This window comes from uncultured Alteromonas sp. (assembly GCF_963976965.1).
Lineage (GTDB): Bacteria > Pseudomonadota > Gammaproteobacteria > Enterobacterales > Alteromonadaceae > Alteromonas > Alteromonas naphthalenivorans.
This window is the reverse complement of the sequence record NZ_CAXBMP010000036.1, coordinates 18,488-36,491: the sequence shown is the minus strand read 5'-3', so window position 1 is coordinate 36,491 and position 18,004 is coordinate 18,488. Positions and strand designations below refer to the sequence as shown.

The 18,004-nt window shown below is 43.8% G+C and carries 20 protein-coding genes; 14 read left to right on the top strand and 6 right to left on the bottom strand.

The features are described from left to right. On the bottom strand, positions 1-457 hold a 457-nt coding region (locus tag AAC006_RS19145; protein WP_339892283.1), incomplete at its 3' end, for an ABC transporter transmembrane domain-containing protein. Positions 458-915: 458 nt separating this feature from the next. Next, entirely contained in the window at positions 916-2,193 is a 1,278-nt protein-coding gene (locus tag AAC006_RS19140; protein WP_256769934.1) for an aminotransferase class I/II-fold pyridoxal phosphate-dependent enzyme, read from the bottom strand. A 148-nt stretch (positions 2,194-2,341) separates the two neighbouring features. Here AAC006_RS19140 and AAC006_RS19135 point away from each other — a divergent pair, with 148 nt between their 5' ends. The 8 genes from AAC006_RS19135 (at position 2,342) to AAC006_RS19100 (ending at position 8,448) form a co-directional block, all read left to right on the top strand. Continuing rightward, a complete protein-coding gene (locus tag AAC006_RS19135) occupies positions 2,342-3,001 on the top strand; it encodes a DsbA family protein (RefSeq protein WP_013784902.1) in 660 nt (219 codons plus the stop codon). A gap of 274 nt (positions 3,002-3,275) precedes the next feature. After that, on the top strand, positions 3,276-4,520 hold the full coding sequence (locus AAC006_RS19130; protein WP_312847914.1) for a M20/M25/M40 family metallo-hydrolase: 1,245 nt from the start codon (positions 3,276-3,278) through the stop codon (positions 4,518-4,520). A 201-nt stretch (positions 4,521-4,721) separates the two neighbouring features. Beyond that, positions 4,722-4,973, top strand: coding sequence for a 30S ribosomal protein S16 (rpsP, locus tag AAC006_RS19125; RefSeq protein WP_013784900.1), 252 nt, complete (start codon positions 4,722-4,724; stop codon positions 4,971-4,973). 24 nt (positions 4,974-4,997) lie between these two features. Beyond that, entirely contained in the window at positions 4,998-5,519 is a 522-nt protein-coding gene (rimM, locus tag AAC006_RS19120; RefSeq protein ID WP_339892280.1) for a ribosome maturation factor RimM, read from the top strand. Continuing rightward, positions 5,520-6,281, top strand: a complete 762-nt coding sequence (gene trmD, locus AAC006_RS19115) for a tRNA (guanosine(37)-N1)-methyltransferase TrmD (protein WP_082819710.1) — start codon at positions 5,520-5,522, stop codon at positions 6,279-6,281. An 18-nt stretch (positions 6,282-6,299) separates the two neighbouring features. Beyond that, positions 6,300-6,659: a 50S ribosomal protein L19 gene (gene rplS / locus AAC006_RS19110; RefSeq protein WP_013784897.1), complete on the top strand. Its 360-nt coding sequence runs from the start codon at positions 6,300-6,302 to the stop codon at positions 6,657-6,659. Positions 6,660-7,018: 359 nt separating this feature from the next. Then, positions 7,019-7,279, top strand: coding sequence for a hypothetical protein (locus AAC006_RS19105; RefSeq protein WP_339892278.1), 261 nt, complete (start codon positions 7,019-7,021; stop codon positions 7,277-7,279). A gap of 305 nt (positions 7,280-7,584) precedes the next feature. Then, positions 7,585-8,448 (top strand): alpha/beta hydrolase-fold protein, encoded by an 864-nt coding sequence (locus AAC006_RS19100; protein WP_126871875.1) that lies wholly within the window; start codon positions 7,585-7,587, stop codon positions 8,446-8,448. Between the two features lie 9 nt (positions 8,449-8,457). On the opposite strand, the gene AAC006_RS19095 is transcribed toward AAC006_RS19100, so the two are convergent. Continuing rightward, positions 8,458-9,126, bottom strand: coding sequence for an alpha/beta hydrolase (locus AAC006_RS19095; RefSeq protein ID WP_126871874.1), 669 nt, complete (start codon positions 9,124-9,126; stop codon positions 8,458-8,460). 117 nt (positions 9,127-9,243) lie between these two features. Here AAC006_RS19095 and AAC006_RS19090 point away from each other — a divergent pair, with 117 nt between their 5' ends. The 3 genes from AAC006_RS19090 (at position 9,244) to tyrA (ending at position 12,402) form a co-directional block, all read left to right on the top strand. Continuing rightward, positions 9,244-9,873 carry a trimeric intracellular cation channel family protein gene (locus AAC006_RS19090; RefSeq protein WP_126871873.1) on the top strand — a complete coding sequence of 210 codons (630 nt, stop codon included), beginning with the start codon at positions 9,244-9,246 and terminating at the stop codon, positions 9,871-9,873. A gap of 248 nt (positions 9,874-10,121) precedes the next feature. Beyond that, on the top strand, positions 10,122-11,213 hold the full coding sequence (locus AAC006_RS19085; protein ID WP_013784893.1) for a 3-deoxy-7-phosphoheptulonate synthase: 1,092 nt from the start codon (positions 10,122-10,124) through the stop codon (positions 11,211-11,213). Positions 11,214-11,256: 43 nt separating this feature from the next. Further along, positions 11,257-12,402 carry a bifunctional chorismate mutase/prephenate dehydrogenase gene (gene tyrA / locus AAC006_RS19080; protein WP_208804494.1) on the top strand — a complete coding sequence of 382 codons (1,146 nt, stop codon included), beginning with the start codon at positions 11,257-11,259 and terminating at the stop codon, positions 12,400-12,402. 87 nt (positions 12,403-12,489) lie between these two features. Here the strand turns inward: tyrA and pheA are convergent, their stop codons facing one another. The 3 genes from pheA to yciH form a co-directional block, all read right to left on the bottom strand. Next, positions 12,490-13,671, bottom strand: a complete 1,182-nt coding sequence (pheA, locus tag AAC006_RS19075; RefSeq protein ID WP_126871871.1) for a prephenate dehydratase — start codon at positions 13,669-13,671, stop codon at positions 12,490-12,492. Positions 13,672-14,004: 333 nt separating this feature from the next. Further along, a complete protein-coding gene (locus AAC006_RS19070; RefSeq protein ID WP_129737342.1) occupies positions 14,005-14,805 on the bottom strand; it encodes a response regulator in 801 nt (266 codons plus the stop codon). Positions 14,806-14,847: 42 nt separating this feature from the next. Beyond that, on the bottom strand, positions 14,848-15,180 hold the full coding sequence (gene yciH, locus AAC006_RS19065) for a stress response translation initiation inhibitor YciH (protein ID WP_126871869.1): 333 nt from the start codon (positions 15,178-15,180) through the stop codon (positions 14,848-14,850). A 179-nt stretch (positions 15,181-15,359) separates the two neighbouring features. Between yciH and AAC006_RS19060 the strand changes: the two genes are divergently transcribed. The 3 genes from AAC006_RS19060 to AAC006_RS19050 all read left to right on the top strand — a co-directional run bounded on the left by AAC006_RS19060 (position 15,360) and on the right by AAC006_RS19050 (position 17,896). Further along, positions 15,360-15,665 carry an STAS domain-containing protein gene (locus AAC006_RS19060; RefSeq protein WP_126871868.1) on the top strand — a complete coding sequence of 102 codons (306 nt, stop codon included), beginning with the start codon at positions 15,360-15,362 and terminating at the stop codon, positions 15,663-15,665. A 38-nt stretch (positions 15,666-15,703) separates the two neighbouring features. Beyond that, positions 15,704-17,356 carry a fused response regulator/phosphatase gene (locus AAC006_RS19055; protein ID WP_126871867.1) on the top strand — a complete coding sequence of 551 codons (1,653 nt, stop codon included), beginning with the start codon at positions 15,704-15,706 and terminating at the stop codon, positions 17,354-17,356. A gap of 99 nt (positions 17,357-17,455) precedes the next feature. Beyond that, on the top strand, positions 17,456-17,896 hold the full coding sequence (locus AAC006_RS19050; RefSeq protein WP_208804495.1) for a TerB family tellurite resistance protein: 441 nt from the start codon (positions 17,456-17,458) through the stop codon (positions 17,894-17,896). The last annotated feature ends 108 nt before the right edge of the window (positions 17,897-18,004 follow it).

Sequence of the window (18,004 nt, the reverse complement as noted above, 5' to 3'; positions counted from 1 at the left end):
TGACTACCGAGCGAAGCGTCATCGAGAGGCTCATGCCCACCACGGTTTGAATTACTGTGGTGTCGCTAGTGAAGCGTGAAATAACCTCACCGGTTCTAAGCTCTGCAAAAAATGAAGGGGGAAGTGAGAGCAAATGAGAATAAACCTGGTTTCTAATGTCGGCGCTAACTCTCTCGCCTAACCACGTCATTAAGTAAAAACGGGCATAAGTCGCGATACAGGCAATCAGTGTAATCACTAGCACAATAACCGTGGCCTGATTTAAGGTTTCAGAGGCGCTTTCAACGAAGCCACTATCGATAGCGTATTTAATGCCTTGCCCTAGCATTAACCATGCTATAGCAGCAGTAAACAAAGCGGTAATGGCCCCAGCAACACGTTTTTTGTATTGGCTTAAGTGTGATCCTATCCACTGCAGTACTTGTTTTGTAGACACTTCATTTAACGGTGTTGCCAAAATAACCTCTTTTAAATTTTTAACAGGGTAAAGCGACGTTACGGTAAACCGTATTTAATTTGCGCTATCGATGCGTTCGAACAGCAGTTAAGAACGGTTAAGTGTTCAGACTATACGCTGAATAAGGAAAAGTTGATTTACTCATGCGACTACAGCTGCAGTAAATCAGGTGGGTGGAGCTGACTTGCCCTTACTTGTGCCTGACTCACACCGGCTTAATTAAAAATTTGTTAGAGAAGCCGGAACCGAACAAAGAAATGAAAGAGCATATCAGTAAAAAGAGAAATGAAATGAGCGCCGAGAAAGAAAACGGCTAGGTTAAATGTGAGAAGCTAGAGGCTGGGGTTCCTTTTACAATCTAGAACCCCAACGCTCTTAAATATAGCTAAGCACTTTGATGTGTAGAGTGTAGCAAGTAGCAAATAGCAACTAGCAACTACCAATGTTTAGCTTTGGGCTTAGCTTTGGCTGGCAATAAGCGCTTGCTCAATGTCAGCCACAATATCGTCAATATGTTCGATACCCACCGAAATACGCACCATATCTTCACTAACACCAGCCGAAGCCAATTCTTCAGCATTTAATTGTCGGTGTGTTGTGCTAGCAGGATGACAGGCTAAAGACTTTGCATCACCAATATTAACCAAGCGTAAAATTAGCTGTAGGGCATCGATAAACTTAGCGCCTGCTGGCAACCCACCTTGAATACCAAAGCTAATTATACCGGCTGCTTTACCGCCACAAATGCGTTGGCAGGTTTCAAAGTGATCGCTATCAGGCAGGGCTGCATAGTTTACCCAATTCACTGAAGGGTGTTTTTGCAGGAACGCAGCTACTTTTTCTGCGTTTTCGCAATGACGCTCCATGCGCAACGATAAGGTTTCCAAACCTTGCATAATATTGAACGCACTTTGTGCTGAAAGCGCAGCCCCCGTGTTACGCAGAGGCACTACGCGGCAACGGCCAATATACGCAGCTGGGCCAAGGGCTTCGGTATAGGTAACACCATGGTAGCTTGGATCGGGAGTGGTTAGCATACTGAATCGTTCTGGCTGGGCAGCCCAGTCAAAGTTACCTGAATCAACAATAATACCGCCCACAGTCGTACCGTGACCGCCAATATATTTGGTTAACGAGTGTATGGCGATATCAGCCCCATGGTCGAATACCTTACAAAGAATAGGCGTGGCTACCGTGTTATCAACAATTAAAGGCACGCCAGCGGCATGTGCAATGTCGGCCCAACGTTGAATATCAACTATGTTTCCTGCAGGGTTGCCAATAGATTCACAAAACACCGCTTTAGTATTTTCATCAATAGCGGCAGCAAGACCGTCGAAGTCATTTGCTTGTACGAAGGTCGTATTAATACCTTGGCGAGGAAAAGTATGCGCAAACAGGTTGTAGGTGCCGCCGTATAACTGCCCAACACTCACAATATTGCTGCCGACTTCTGCGATAGCTTCTATGGCGTAGCGAATAGCGGCCATGCCAGAGGCTACCGCTAATGCCCCAACACCACCTTCTAATTCAGTTAAACGCTGCTCTAACACAGCATTGGTGGGGTTCATAATTCTACTGTAGATATAACCTGGCACTTTAAGGTCGAACAAATCAGCACCATGTTGCGTATTATCAAACGTAAACGATGTGGTTTGATAAATAGGAGTAGTTGCTGCTTTTGTAGTTTCTTCGCTAGTATAGCCTGCGTGTAATGCAATGGTTTCTGGTTTCATTGAACATACCTTAAAAGTTAATTCATATTTTGTGCGTTTAGATGTTTAGATGGTTAGACGTCTATAAAGCTTTTGATCAAGGTAATCCAAAAATCTTTACTTGTGAAGTATTAAAAATTTATTTGTTAATTAAATGTAGGAGAGTGTTTTGGAAAAGCCAGTGCATCAGCCCAGACAACAAGTAACACAGCAAGGTAGTAAATCTATTCTCTACTACGTGCACGACCCCATGTGCAGTTGGTGCTGGGCGTTTGTACCAGTATGGAACACCATAAAACAAAACCTGCCAGATCACATAGAGGTGCGATATGTATTAGGCGGGCTAGCGCCCGATTCTAACGAACCCATGCCAAGTGCTATGCAAGCTGCCATCAGCGGATATTGGAAAACCATTATGCAGCGGGTGCCGGGTACCACATTCAACTTTGATTTTTGGGAAAAATGCGAGCCACGACGCTCAACTTATCCGTCATGCCGTGCGGTAATTGCTGCAAGAAATCAAGATGCCAGTAAAGAAGAATCGATGATAAATGCTATTCAACAAGGGTACTATCTTCGCGCCATGAGTCCGTCCAATGACAGTACGTTGATTGAACTGGCCAGCGAGTTAGGATTAAACCCAGAGCAATTCGAAGAAGACTTAAACAGCGCAGAAACTCAACGAACATTAATAGAAGAAATAAACATGGGGCAAGCTATTGGCGCCCAGGGCTTTCCCAGCTTAATTTTAAAAAATGAATCAGGTTATCGATTTATTGCCCTTGATTATAACGATGCGAATGTAACGTTGGCTCAGTTAGGTTTATAAACTACAGCTATAAAACTCTCATATGACATGGGTCAACTTGGGCCCATGTCGCAAAACTGTTTACGCATTTTTAACGGCTTCTAATAAAACATTATTCACTAACATTCCCTTTTTTCGTCGCACTAGACATTACAGAACGCCCGTTTTACTCTCATTATTCTTCCTGTTTCTATTCAAGCCTTAAATGATAATAAATAAGAGAAAATTCATGATCAAAAGAATCAAATTCAACACTTTGTTCGTTGGCATGCTATTCATGTTTAGCCAAACCAGTATGGCTAATACTGCCACCGAGCAGAAAATTACAAAGCATATTAATGATAACCTCACCCAATCCCAAGCGCTGTTAGAAAAAACGGTGAATATCAATAGTGGCACCATGAATTTCGACGGAGTCAAAAAAGTAGGGGCTATTTATCAAGCCGAGTTCGATGCAATGGGGTTTGATACCCAGTGGGTTGATGGAAGTGAATTTAATCGGGCTGGGCACTTAGTGGCCAGCTATGGCAATTCGGGGCCAAAGATTCTGATGATAGGCCATTTAGATACAGTATTTGCTAAAGATGATGCATTTCAGCACTACAGTGTCGTTGATGACACCCATATTGCAGGGCCTGGCATCACCGATATGAAAGGCGGCGATGTGATTATTATTGCGGCACTGCAAGCGCTGAAAGCCTTAGATTTACTCGATAAAATCAGTATTAAGGTAGTGATGACGGGTGATGAAGAAAGTAGTGGCCGCCCCCTTTCGTTATCTAAGAAAGCCTTGGTTGATGCGGCAATATGGGCAGATATCGCGCTGGGGTTTGAAGATGCCGATGGCGATATTAAAACGGCCGTGGTTGCTCGTCGTGGCTCTATAGGCTGGCAGCTAGATGTAGTAGGTAAGCCTGCGCACTCTTCACAAATATTCACCGACAATGTGGGCTATGGCGCTATTTTTGAAACCGCCCGTATTTTAAATGATTTCCGAGAGCAACTAGCCGGCGTAGGCAATATTACCTTCAACCCTGGCCTTATTGCGGGTGGTACAGAAGTTGAAGTACAGCCAGAGAATTCTATTGTACAAGGCTTTGGCAAAACCAATGTGGTGGCCAAAGAAGTGACTGTAAAAGGGGGCATTCGTACCTTAACGCCTGATGAGCTAGCAAAAGCTAAAACGGTGATGCAAGAAATTGTAGCAGATAACCTTCTACACACATCAGCAACTTTAACGTTTGCCGATGGTTATCCGCCAATGGCGCCTACTGATAAAAACTATGCATTATTAAAGATGTATAGCGATGTGAGTGAATCTTTAGGTTATGGCCCTGTTGCGCCAGTAAATCCGCGAAACGCCGGCGCCGCTGATATTTCATTCGCTGCAGATCATGTAGACATGGCAATTGATGGTTTAGGTTTAATGGGGGACGGCGGGCACACCAAAGATGAAGTGGCCGATATGTCTACCTTTGCGCAAAACATGCATAAAGCCGCTATTTTACTTTATCGTTTAGGTGAGAAGGGCGCCCAATAACCTCACCAAATATCCGCTTCATAGGCGCTAATACCACATTAGTCATAAATAGGGATGCATAATCCCTATTTAACCCGCATTTATACTTGCATTCACACCCCATATCCGTATAATTCGGCGGCCTTCTCTTAGGCGCTTAATTTATAGGCGTCGAAAGAAGGCTTAAGTTAACGGTAACGCTACAACGAGTTTGAGGCATTTATGGTTACTATTCGTTTACAGCGTGGTGGCGCGAAAAAGCGTCCATTTTATCAACTAGTGGTGGCTGATAGCCGTCGTGCAAGAAACGGTCGTTTTATTGAAAACGTTGGTTTCTTCAACCCAACTGCACAAGGTCAAGCAGAGCGTTTACGCGTTGACCTAGAACGTGTTGATTACTGGGTTGGTGTTGGCGCGAGCTTATCTGAGCGCGTAACTAGCTTGGTAAAAGAAGCTAAAAAATCTGCAGCGTAAGTTGCAATTAACTGGTGAGTATAGATGAGTTTAGCGTCTGACATTGTGGTTGTTGGCAAAATCGGTGCACCTTACGGTGTAAAAGGTTGGGTCAAAATCAACAGCTATACACAAGCACCAGAAGGTATTTTTGAGTACTTGCCTTGGTTCCTTGGCGAAGAAAACGAATACCAAATTGACCAATGGCGAACGCATGGTAAAGGCCTGGTAGCAAAGATTGTTGGTGTGGATAACCGAGATGATGCAGAACGCATCAAAAACTTGGATATAAACATTAGCGCTTCGCAACTTCCCGATTTAGGGGACGATGGCATTTATTGGCGCGAGCTCACTGGCATGAAAGTGGTAACTACGCAAGGTTACGACTTAGGTGTGGTGAAAGAAGTATTTAATACAGGTGCCAATGACGTGGTTCACGTTAAAGCAAATGTAGGCGATGCTTTTGGTCAAAAAGAAAGATTAATACCTTTTGTGTTCGACGACGTTGTACAAGAGGTTGATCGGGAAGCGAAGGTCATTAAAGTTGACTGGGATCCGGGGTTTTAAGTGACACCGGAAAAATGGTTCGGGGTAGTTAGCCTGTTTCCAGATATGTTTGCGCCATTCACCCAGCAGGGTGTAATCGGCAGGGCAGTTAAGTCTGGTAAATTATCGGTTGATACCTTTAACCCCCGCGACTTTACTCACGACCGCCATCGCACAGTTGACGATCGCCCCTATGGTGGCGGACCCGGCATGCTGATGATGGTTAAACCGCTTACCGATGCTATACAAGCTGCCAAGAAAGTTGGTGGCGAAAACAGTAGCGTGATCTACTTATCACCTCAAGGGAAACCCCTTGACCAAGCAGGCGTTCAACGTCTTGCTGGCATTGACCGTACGATTTTAATCTGTGGTCGATATGAAGGAATTGATGAGCGCGTAATCGAAAGCCATGTAGATGAAGAAGTCTCCATCGGTGATTACGTTCTGAGTGGCGGTGAACTGCCGGCAATGGTCTTAATGGACGCAGTTGCCAGATTAGTTCCCGGCGTGTTGGGGCATAAAGCTTCAGCAGTTGAAGATTCCTTTACCGATGGTCTTCTGGATTGTCCGCATTATACGCGGCCAGAAGTACTAGATGGTCAATCGGTACCTGACGTGTTGTTAAGTGGTGATCATGAAAAAATTAGGCAGTGGCGATTAATGCAGTCTTTGGGTAGAACCTTACTGCGTCGCCCTGATTTGTTAAATCACCTAGCTCTGACTGAGGAGCAGCAGCGGTTATTGGAAATATTCCAAACGCAGTTGCAGCGAGATGACAGTTAACTAGGACGAGAGGATATGATGAGCAAAGTCAGTCAAGATATCATCAAGAAAATTGAGCAAGCACAGCTTAAATCTGATGTTCCAGGGTTCGGCCCGGGTGACACAGTAGTTGTTAAAGTTCGCGTTACCGAAGGTGACAAAGAGCGTCTTCAGGCTTATGAAGGTGTTGTTATCGCTAAGCGTAACCGTGGTCTGCACTCGTCTTTTACCGTACGTAAGATTTCTAGCGGCGAAGGCGTTGAGCGTGTGTTCCAAACACACAGCCCGGCTATCTCTTCAATTGAAGTTAAACGCCGCGGTGCGGTTCGTCGTGCTAAGCTTTACTATCTTCGTGAACGTTCAGGTAAATCTGCACGTATCAAAGAAAAGCTTAACTAAGATTACTAATCCTTGCGTTATTGTTAACTTCGAAAGAGCCCGCTTATTAGCGGGCTTTTTTGTGTCTGCAAAAAAGCGGTAGGGATGTGGTGTTGGGCTCTCTGACTCGCCGTAAACCCATCCATGGGGGCTCTGCCAGCGCATCCTGCGCTGGAAGGTCAGCGAGCCCAACACCACATCCCTTCGGTCGCACTTTGTAGCCACGATAGGTGAGTTGAAGGATGGTGCCAATGACTCGCCGTAAACCCATCCGTGGGCGCTATGTCAGCGCATCCTGCGCTGGAAGGTCAGCGAGCCCAACACCACATCCCTTCGGTCGCACTTTGTAGCCACGATAGGTGAGTTGAAGGATGATGCCAATGACTCGCCGTAAACCCATCGTTGGGGGCTCTGCCAGCGCGTCCTGCGCTGGAAGGCCATCGGCACCTACACCGCATCCTCCGGTCGCACTTTATAGCATGAGTTGGTTAGGTGAAGGGAAAGGGCTTTGTGTGCCTCTGAAACCCGGCGTAAACCCATCCATGGGGCCTTCGCTACAGCATCCATGCTGTAGAGAGTTTCCGAGGCGCACAAAGCCCTTCCTTCTGAACAGCCGGTTAAGGCTCACCGTTGAATATTAATACTAGTCGCCAGTAGAAGCCCACGTGAAACGCGGCGTGAATCCATCTTTGGCGTTTTCGCAATAGCTCTATGTTGTGGAAGGCTTCTGATGGGGCGACTCCCTCTCCTATAAACGCTGACCCGTACCATGGAGTAGTGCGGCATAAACCCATCCGTGGGCGCTATATCAGCGCATCCATGCGCTGGAAGGTCACTGCCAACTACGTAGCATTCCGGAATGTATTCCTTGGTGTTGGCACAATTGCTCAATGCACGTTTGCGAGATAAGATGTTGAAAATAGATAATTAAAACAATGAGTGGCCCATGCGATTGCGTTTTTTCTGGGTAATAACGGTGTTTGTCTTTAGTGCTCTGGCTAGTACCGTGGCAAATGCTAACGTTGAATTCAAAATACCTAGAAGTACTGTTGTGGAGCTTCAAGACATTAAATCTAGCCGAACTTACCCCATTTTTATCAAGTTACCGAAAAGCTACCGAGCTAATACCAAAGCATCTTATCCTGTCATTTATTTGTTGGATGGTTCTTATGCATTTCAGGTTGTGTCCGGGGCAACACGTTTTCCTATGAACAGCGGCGTAATGGAGCAGGCTATCATAGTGGCCATATCCTATTCGAAAGGGTCTAAGGGTGCCTCTAGTCGCGTTCGCGACTATACCCCTTACCTTGCTGAAGATTGGAAGCTTGAAACTGGCAAAGCGGGGCAACATGCTGACTTTATCAATGACACGGTATTTACCTACATAGAGAATAACTATCGCGTGAAGGGAATGCCTAGAACGCTAGTGGGAAATTCTTTAGGTGGGTTGTTTAGTGCCTATGTGCTTTTTACTCGTCCAAATATGTTTAGTAGTTACATTATTGGTAGCCCATCGGTATGGTTTCGCGACCATGCTGTTTTGTCTGAACCGGTTGTTAAACCTAAAACGCCAATTAAGGTCTTTCTTGCCGTGGGCGAATTAGAACGCCCCGAATATGGTGAAAGGCAAGATATGGTGGAAGGAGCACAAAAACTGGCTCAAAAAATAACGCAGCAGAATGATAATCAGGTAAATCTGAAGTTCACACTTATTGGTGAGGCCACTCACGCTACTGCGTTTCCTACCACCGCTATTCAGGGGGTAGATTGGCTTTACGCAAACAAACCACATGGGAAGGTGCAGCAGTAAGCATGAGTGCTATTGTGCGTTTTGGGGGCCTGATTCACTAATCCAATGTTTTAGCGGTATTACCCATTCATCCATAGGACGATAGAAGGCACCATGTTCTTTTCCTGTAGTGATGGCTATCTCTTTAAACTCTTTAAGCTTGCGGCTTCGTGCTTCTAAAAGGTTGCATGAGCCAACGTCGTCAGAAGTTTCATAAATAGAAAGCACACGGCCGTATAGCTGAATATCGCGCTTACGATTAATTAATCCTGCACAGCCCGCTAAAATCACAACATTAACTCGAGAGTTTTTTAATTCGTTTGACGCGAGTATTGTAATCACGCCGCCCCGTGAAAACCCGGTAAGGGTAATGTTCTGTGGGGGAACACCTGCGGTGATAAGTTGTTTAACTTCTCCAGCAAGACGTTTAGCGTAGTCGATAGGACTCACACCTTCTGGTCTGTGGTGAGCTACTAAAACATAGCTTTCGTCTTCAAGTGCTTTTAGAACGCTAGGAAAATCATAAACACCCCACCTAGGGTGTATGGGCGTTCGCTCTTCCCCTTCTACAATAAAGCCATGTGAATAGAACACGTAGCGTTTGGCTGGGTCTATACTATTTGGAAACGCATATTCGCTAGACGCTGCCTGAGCGTTAACAGTAGTAACAACAAAGAATAAAATGAGTATAAATTTCATCTATAAAATAGGTTTGCATGTTTAAGACAATAATATTGACACGAAATTCGTAAATTAACGATCTGTACTCGACTATTCTCAGAATAAACCTATAACCAATGTGCGAGTGAGACAGGGATGACGGCAGATTACTTTCTTTTTTTAGGGCTATTTGGGGTGGCGTTCTTTGCGGTATCGGGCGCACTTATGGGGCATGAGAAAAGTATTAATGGTTTTGGCGTGGTTGTAGTGGCCTCGGTCACTGCACTAGGCGGTGGAACCATCAGAGACTTGTTGCTTACCCAACCTATTTTTTGGGTAGAAACGCCTTCTTATTTATATTCTGCCTATGGCGCAGTAATACTCACAGTAATATCCATTCGCTATCTACCGCCATTATCCAACTATTACTTTATTTTGATGGATGCCGCAGGGCTTGCCATTTTTAACATCATGGGCATGGAAAAAGCGCTGATAGAAGGTACAGGTATGATAGTGGCGCTAACTATGGGCATGACCACAGGGATATTTGGAGGTTTACTCAGGGATGTGATTTGCCGAGAGGTTCCATTAGTAATGCGTGGTGACCTTTATGCTACAGCATGTCTTTCTGGAGGTTTGGCGTATGCTGCCTTGTTTACGTTAGATGCGCCCTATGCATGGTGTATTTTGGGTTCACTGATAACAACCGTATTTATTCGTCTAGGTTCGCTACATTGGGGCTGGAAACCAAATATATTTAAGAAGGGCTACACGCCGAAAAGCTAAATTCACCATTGATTGAAAAGTAAACTAATCAAGCATGAACTTAACCGATCGTCATGTAAAAAACATATTTGTTGGACTTAAAGCAAAGTATTATACGTAAAAGCTTGCGTGCTTATTCGTTTGTTGTTAAAAAGTCAATGACGTTAAAGAAAATTAGAAAATGCCTGTTGTACATATAAGTTTACACGCGAAAATATACTCTTTTGACGTTTTATTTTTTCCCGTTTTTTAGTAGTTAAGAGAGCCCCATGATCAAGGACACTGTAAATAATATCCACGTAAGTGCAGAAGATGTGCTTATTACCCCAGAAGCATTAAGTGCTGAGTTGCCTGCCTCAGAAAAAGCGCTTGCTGCCATTTCAGAATCTCGCAAAATTGTTTCTGACATTATTCACCGTCGCGACCATCGTATGTTGGTGGTATGTGGACCATGTTCTATCCATGATGTTGAAGCAGCTAAAGAGTACGCGCTGAAGTTAAAAGAGCTGCATGAATCGTGCAAAGACACGCTGTTTATTGTTATGCGCGTATACTTCGAAAAGCCGCGCACCACCACGGGTTGGAAAGGGTTAATTAACGACCCTCACATTGACGATACATTCGATATTGAAGCTGGTCTGCGTAAAGCCCGTGAACTATTGATTTGGTTGGCTGAACTCGAACTTCCGGTTGCGACTGAAGCGCTAGATCCAATTAGCCCTCAGTACTTAGCCGAATTATTCAGCTGGTCTGCAATTGGTGCTCGTACCTCAGAATCACAAACTCACCGTGAAATGGCCAGTGGTCTATCAATGCCAGTAGGCTTTAAAAATGGTACTGATGGCAGCTTAGATATTGCCCTAAATGCCCTTAAATCAGCAGCATCAGGTCATCGCTTCATGGGTATTAACAAGCAAGGTCAAGTGAGTGTTATTGCCACCAGTGGTAATCCAGATGGCCATATTATTCTACGTGGTGGTAAACAACCAAACTACGATTCAGTGTGTGTGTCCGAGTGTGAAGTTGAAATGCAAGAAGCAGGGCTAACAGCTGGCTTAGTGGTGGACTGTAGTCATGCGAATTCTTCAAAAGATTACCGTCGTCAGCCTCTGGTTGCACAAAACGTAGTAAATCAAATACTCGAAGGTAACCAGTCTATTATTGGCGTGATGTTAGAAAGCCACTTAAAAGCGGGTAACCAAAAATCCGATGGGAAAAAGCTAAGCGAAATGGAATACGGTGTGTCTATCACCGACGGCTGTATTGACTGGGAAACTACAGAATCGCTTATTGCTCAAACCAGAGATAAATTAATAACTGTGCTACCCTTACGCCAAAATAAGCGCACCGATGTTGCCTAATAGGTGAGGTAGTCAGTGCCATTTGATTTGAGGGACACACTGAATGGCCGATTTTTCGCAGCAATTAAATACGCTGCGTGAAGGAATTGACGAGCTGGATACCCAGCTCGTTGAACTTCTCGCAAAACGCAACGCACTTACTACACAAGTGGGTCAGGTAAAAGCCGAAGCTGGCATGCCTGTTTATGTACCTTCCAGAGAAAAAGAACTCATTGCTTCACGACGAGCGCAAGCTGAAGCGTTAGGCGTTTCCCCTGATCTTACTGAAGACTTATTACGCCGTATCATGCGTGAGTCTTACCATACGCAAAATAATCGATACCTTGGGGTAAATGCTGACGTTGGTACCATTGTGGTTATTGGTGGGGCGGGGGCACTGGGTAAAATATTCGTAAGCTTGTTCGAGCGAAGCGGCTATTCAGTCTCTGTCGTCGAGAGAGAAGACTGGGAGAATGGTCATGCTGAAAACGTGCTTTCAACCGCTGCATTAGTGGTAGTGGCTGTGCCTATTAACCTTACTGAACAGGTGATAGGTCAGCTCTCGATGTTGCCCGAAAGCTGTATTTTAGCTGATATTACGAGTATCAAGGTTAAGCCCATTGAGGCCATGATGGCAGTGCATAAGGGGCCCGTGGTTGGCTTACACCCTATGTTTGGACCCGATGCTCCAGGTATGATTAAACAGGTCGTGGTGGTGTGTGAGGGGCGCGAAAAAAGCGCTTATGGCTGGCTTATCGATCAAATGAAAATCTGGGGCGCAACTATTCACAACAGCACCGCCGAAGAGCATGATAAATCTATGGCTTATATTCAGGTAATGCGCCACTTCAATACCTTTGTGTATGGTGAGCATTTACGTGGAGAAGATCCTGATCTTGAATCCCTCACTATGTTTAGCTCACCTATCTATCGGTTAGAGTTAGCGATGGTTGGGCGGTTATTCGCGCAAGCCCCCGAATTGTACGCGGATATTATTTTTAATAATCCTGATAACTTCGCTTTGCTTCGACGATTCTATGACCGTTTCGGTCTAGCCTTAAACTTGTTGGAAAAGGGAGATAAAAAAGCGTTTATCAAACAGTTTCTAACTATAGGAAACTGGTTTGGCAGTTACGCAAAAAACTGTCTGGTTGATAGTAAACAATTGTTGTTAAAGGCCGATGATGGCCAGCTATTGCGTAAAAAATAATAAGGTATGTTTTCTTTAAACTAGCAACAAAAAACGGTACTTCGATGGCCATTAACCCCGCAGTACCGCTCGTATAGCTGGTTTATATTATTCCGCCAATGCACTTGCCGCAGCGACTTTGGTAGGGCTAATTTCTTCGCTAGGGTAACAACCAAGTATCTTCAAATAACGGGTTATACTGCGTAGCGATTCAATTGCTTTTTGCACTGGCCCATCTTCTACATTGCCTTTCACATCAATATAAAACATTTCTTCCCAGGGGTTACCAGGAATAGGACGAGACTCTAGTTTCGTCATATTAATATTGTTTTCACTTAGCACTAAAAGCGCTTCAACTAATGCGCCAGGCTTTTGAACCGTTGACATAACCAGTGTGGTTTTGGCCGGAACTTGAAGTGGCACGACTACCGCTTTACGAGCAACAACAATGAAACGACTGTGGTTTTCTTTTTGGTTGGCCAAGTTGCTTTTTATTGCAGTAAGACCGTAAAGGTTTCCACCAGCCTCACTGCCAATAGCCGCAATGTCATCTCGTTGTAACTCACTTACTGTCAACATGGCCGATGACGTACTGTCCATAGTTTTCACTTCAATATTGCCAAGCTCAGCTAAGAAGTGACTGCACTGCGTGAATACTTGTGGATGCGCGTACACGGTTTTTATTTTATCTACGGTAGTGTCTGCGCCAACAAGCAAGGTGTGACGAATAGGGTGAGTAAGTTCGCCTATAATGCTCAAGTGAGTATGTTGAAGTTGGTCATAAACTTCATTAATACTGCCTGAAGTTGTGTTTTCAATAGGTAGAACCGCATAGTCGGCTTCTGCATTCTCTACTTTCTGAATAATTTCACTAAAGCTCTGACAACCTATCTCCAGTAATTCTCCAGGACGTCTAGAAAAGTATTTCTGGGTAGCAAGATACGAGTAAGAGCCTTTGTCGCCCAAGAAAGCCACGCGATTAAGAGGAAGCGTACTGCCAGGGTTGGCACGTTCAGCAAGCATTGCTTGCTGATTTAATACTGAGTCTTCAATGATGACGTGAAATATTTGGGTAACGTAGTGAGGGTCAAGGCCAGCGTCCTTACCTTCTTTAATCAGGCGAACAAGGAGTTGCTCTTCACGCTTCTGATCCCGAACTGGAATATGGTGCTTAATTTTAGTTTCAGCGACTTCATTGGTAAGCACACGGCGCTCTGCCAATAAGGTTAAAAGTTCGCTATCTAAAGATGTTATGCGCTCTCTTACAGCATCTAAGGCGTTGTCAGACATAGTTTTCCACTTATCGTATTAGCTAAAAAAAAACCTCCCTTGAGGGAGGTTTTTATGCATGTAGCTGCGCCTCCCTATTTAAAGAGCATAAACGCAAAAAAGATAGCTACTGCATGTATATTATTCTGTTTCATACGCCTGACTTTATGCGTACAGCGTTTCAGTGTCAACCTGTTTTTACATTGGTTTTAATTTTTATAGTGGGGAAAGCTTGATAGATTTTAGTAGAAGGGGTAGGGCAATAGCGAATTTGCCTTAAAGCAACAAACAGGCACCATGATGCCTGTTTGTTGCTTTAATTAACAGTAGGCTTTTTTTTAGGAATTCGTGATGTTAGTTACCTAATAAGGCCGCTAGCATTTGTCGAACCTCCGTAGGTTCGAAGGGCTTATCACATAGCGCATTCACACCGGTCTGTTGAATATTGGCCATATGGGCGCTATCGGCCGCTTCAGACGTTACCATGATGATAGGAATATGCGTAGTTTCGGGGTTGAAACGGATAAACTCAGATAGCTCTCGGCCATCCATTTCTGGCATATTGTAGTCGGTAACGACTAAATCAAAGGCTTCATCTTTTATAAAGGTAAGTGCCATTGCGCCGTTCTCGGCTTCTTTTATACGCTGCAATCCCATGCCTTCAAGTACACGACGAATGTGATTACGCGCTAATTTACTGTCGTCAACCAGCAGCACCCTAACATCGTGAATATCAAATAGCTCGAGTTCAAGTTCGTCGTGATTGATTAAATCAAGGCTAGCATTGAGCGCGCGAGACAAATGAAGGGGCTCGAAAGGTTTAGGAAGGATGGCTGAAACGCCCGCTTGTTTGAACTCTTCCAACTTGCTTATTCTGTTCTCACTTGAAACCAACATGAACGGAATAGATTTAAATTCGTCATTTTCTTTGATGAACTTGATCAAATCTAATGCTGTGCCATCTTCGAAATACATCGCGCTAACAATCAGGTCTGCACCATGCGCTTTAACCGCCGATATAGCTTCAGAAAGGGTACTTACAGGATCAATTTCCCTAACCTTTTCTTTCAACAATAGGGTAGTAATAATCTTCCTCTGTGTATCAGAGGGTTCAACTAATATGATATGTAAATCAGAAATTGACAGCTTTTCCATTCCGTTCTCTTTTTGGTATTTTAAGGAAAGTAGGAGGGTGAATTAACCCCCAGCAATTTTAGCGCTAAAGCCCTTATCTTGCAGCAAAGCTTTTAGCTTCTCACGGTCATCCGTTTGAACTTCAATTTGTCCATCTTTAACCGCGCCACCACAGCCGCACTTCTTTTTTAATTCAGTGCCTAGCTTTTTTAGCGCATCGGGGGCTAAATCGAGCCCTTTTATTATAGACACGCCTTTTCCTTTGCGGCCTTTTGTTTCTCTATGTATGCGAACAATACCATCGTCGGAAGTGGAACGCTTTGCTTCTTTAGGCGAAGGTTTAACTTTACCTTTATCGGTACTGTACACCAGCAGTGCATCTTGCCAATCTTGCATTTTATCCTCTGATTACTTTTCCTGTACGTTAAAAGCGCCATATTTAGGCTTATCTACAATTGTAGCATGGCAGGCTGAAATATCTGCGCTAGAATAAATTCAGTAAAGCCTAATTACACGCTGTGTTTTTCTCTGGAGAACAAAGTAAACAGTGTAGTCCACGTAGAAGGAGTCGTTAAATGAATGTCTCAATGGATAAAGTTAATCAACAACAGACTTTAATAATAGAAATGGGCGAAAAGTTTGACTTTAGTAAAGTGGAAGCCTTTCGCTCAGCCTATCAAGATTTAGACTCTGACGTGAAACACATCACCGTAGACTTGGCTAAAACAGAATATATGGATAGTTCAGCCTTAGGTATGTTGCTAAATATGCAAAAAGTATTATCACAACGAACGCTTACATTCAGTATTGAAAATAGCCGACCACCCGTGGAGCGAATACTAAAAATATCGCGTTTTGACAAAAAATTTATTATTCGTTGAGACGTAGCGGTAAGTAAGCCACAGGGCGCTAACATTAAATGAAAATTCTTATCGTTGATGACGAACCAATAAATCGCACCATGTTAGTTAGCATGTTAAGCGAGGCGGGGTTTACTGATTGTGTTGAAGCTGCATGCGGTGAAGACGCGCTAGCGATAGTTGAACAAGCGATACCCGATTTAGTGTTACTTGATGTAATCATGCCGGGTATGAGTGGTTTCGAAGTTGCACCACAAATTAGAACCTTAGCTGGCGGCCGATACTTACCTATTTTATTCATCACCGCGCTGGATGACAAAGAAAGTCTGGTTAAGTGTTTAGAGGTAGGAGGGAATGACTTTGCGACCAAACCTTTCGACAAACATATTCTCACCGCTAAAATTCGTGCTCACGAAAAAATTCGTAACCTAAGCGCGCATATCGAACAGCAAAATGAAGAGCTTAGATTTTATCAGCAACGGGTAGCAAGAGAGCATGCCATTGTTGAGCATATTTTCAGTCATGCCATTGTTAATAAAAGCCACATTCTTAAATATTTTGATCACGCATTAACGCCAGCTGAAACATTTAATGGGGATGTATTTGTGTGTGAGGCTAGCCCAAGTGGCGGCCTGTACTTTTTAGTGGGAGATTTTACTGGGCACGGGCTTGCTTCAGCCATAGGTGCATTGCCGGTAACGCGCGCATTTCAAGAGATGTCTTTAAAAGGGTTATCGGTAAATGAAATGGCGACAGAGTTTAATAAAATACTTCTGCGATTTTTACCCAGCGATATGTTTATGGCGGCGGTTATCGGCGAGGTTGGCTCTGATGGTTCTCGTATTACCCTTTGGCAAGGTGGCATGCCGCAGATGCTGGTGGTGTCAGACAAAAGGAAATTTATTAAAACTATTTCTTCTCCACATATGGCGCTAGGTATTCTTGAGCAGCACGAGTTTGACAGTGAATGCGAAATTTTTGAGATGTTGGCGAATGACAAGTTAATTATCTATTCCGATGGGTTAACAGAAGCGGTTGATGTACAAGGAAATATGCTAACCGAAGAGGGGATAAAGCAATGGTGTGCTGAGGTCAAGGATATTACCGCCGAAGGAATTTTCGATCACGCTAAAGCATTTTCGGCTACGCCTACTTTTGACGACGATGTGTCTATCGTTGTTTTTAAAAGTCAGGCTTTAGAAGGGATTAAGCCTTATAAAGCTACCGATGATATCCCATTGAATATCACCATCACCTTAAGTGCTAAACATTTAAAGCAGCCTGACATTCAAACTCGCATGCTCCATCAAACCTCTCAGTGTAGTGGAATTGAACATGTTCGCTCAGTGCTTTTTACCGTGGTTTCCGAAATGTTTAGCAACGCCTTAGAGCACGGGATTTTGAACATGGATTCACGTTTAAAGCACTCTCCAGAAGGCTTTCAACTATATTATGAGCAGCGAGAAAGGCTGCTTAGTGCCCTAGATAAAGGGACGATTATTATTAATATTGAGTCGGATCCTGCAAAAGAAATTGTCTTCCTTTCTATAGAGGATAGTGGAAATGGTTTTGAGTGGGAGCAACAAGCCAGCCCCGAAAGTAATGACTCATTCGGAAGAGGACTAGGCCTCATTAGAGCGCTAAGTAGTAAAGTGTGGTTTGAAAAAGGCGGGAGAAAAATAAACTGTTTGCTCAATACAGTCGTTGAATAACTACCACTAAACTAAAAATGCCAACGATTTGCCGTATATCCCCACTTCGAAACGGTGGATGTGTTATGCAATAGCTTCGTTGTTTATTTGGAGCGTCTAATGCTTAAATCTTTGTTACAGCTTTTCGAAACGAAAGAGTCAGAAGAGCAACAGAAACATACAGTCGAACTTGCCACTGCTGCTTTGTTAAGTGAAATAATAAGGGCAGATGATAATGTTACAGACAGCGAGCTCAATGCTTACAAGACGCATTTATATAAGCAGTTTGAGCTTTCTGACGAAGCGCTAAAATTACTTATGGAAGAAGGGCGTTCATCAGCAGAAGAAGCCGTCGATTTAGTCCAATTTACCAAAATAATTAATCAAACTTGTGATCCAGACCAAAAGCGGGACATTCTTGAAGGCTTATGGGCTATTGCTTATGCGGATAACCAACTTGCTCCTATTGAAGAGCATACAATCCGGCGTATATCAGATTTGTTGCATGTGCCGCATTCCCATTTTATTAAAGCTAAATTGCGTGTTTCGCCAGAAAATTAAAGCAATACTTAACACACCCACATGCTATTAATTTTGAAAAAAAAGTGCTTGTTACACAGGTAATTAGTAAATAATAATGCTATAAATAAATCATGAATTTCCATGGTC

Coding starts and splice junctions, on each gene's coding strand:
- rimM (WP_339892280.1), top strand. CDS start 4,998: ATGAGTTTAGCGTCTGACATTGTGGTTGTTGGCAAAATCGGTGCACCT.
- AAC006_RS19130 (WP_312847914.1), top strand. CDS start 3,276: ATGGCTAATACTGCCACCGAGCAGAAAATTACAAAGCATATTAATGAT.
- AAC006_RS19105 (WP_339892278.1), top strand. CDS start 7,019: ATGACTCGCCGTAAACCCATCGTTGGGGGCTCTGCCAGCGCGTCCTGC.
- rpsP (WP_013784900.1), top strand. CDS start 4,722: ATGGTTACTATTCGTTTACAGCGTGGTGGCGCGAAAAAGCGTCCATTT.
- AAC006_RS19070 (WP_129737342.1), bottom strand. CDS start 14,805: ATGGAAAAGCTGTCAATTTCTGATTTACATATCATATTAGTTGAACCC.
- AAC006_RS19140 (WP_256769934.1), bottom strand. CDS start 2,193: ATGAAACCAGAAACCATTGCATTACACGCAGGCTATACTAGCGAAGAA.
- AAC006_RS19060 (WP_126871868.1), top strand. CDS start 15,360: ATGAATGTCTCAATGGATAAAGTTAATCAACAACAGACTTTAATAATA.
- rplS (WP_013784897.1), top strand. CDS start 6,300: ATGAGCAAAGTCAGTCAAGATATCATCAAGAAAATTGAGCAAGCACAG.
- AAC006_RS19095 (WP_126871874.1), bottom strand. CDS start 9,126: ATGAAATTTATACTCATTTTATTCTTTGTTGTTACTACTGTTAACGCT.
- AAC006_RS19090 (WP_126871873.1), top strand. CDS start 9,244: ATGACGGCAGATTACTTTCTTTTTTTAGGGCTATTTGGGGTGGCGTTC.
- AAC006_RS19055 (WP_126871867.1), top strand. CDS start 15,704: ATGAAAATTCTTATCGTTGATGACGAACCAATAAATCGCACCATGTTA.
- pheA (WP_126871871.1), bottom strand. CDS start 13,671: ATGTCTGACAACGCCTTAGATGCTGTAAGAGAGCGCATAACATCTTTA.
- yciH (WP_126871869.1), bottom strand. CDS start 15,180: ATGCAAGATTGGCAAGATGCACTGCTGGTGTACAGTACCGATAAAGGT.
- AAC006_RS19050 (WP_208804495.1), top strand. CDS start 17,456: ATGCTTAAATCTTTGTTACAGCTTTTCGAAACGAAAGAGTCAGAAGAG.
- AAC006_RS19100 (WP_126871875.1), top strand. CDS start 7,585: ATGCGATTGCGTTTTTTCTGGGTAATAACGGTGTTTGTCTTTAGTGCT.
- AAC006_RS19085 (WP_013784893.1), top strand. CDS start 10,122: ATGATCAAGGACACTGTAAATAATATCCACGTAAGTGCAGAAGATGTG.
- tyrA (WP_208804494.1), top strand. CDS start 11,257: ATGGCCGATTTTTCGCAGCAATTAAATACGCTGCGTGAAGGAATTGAC.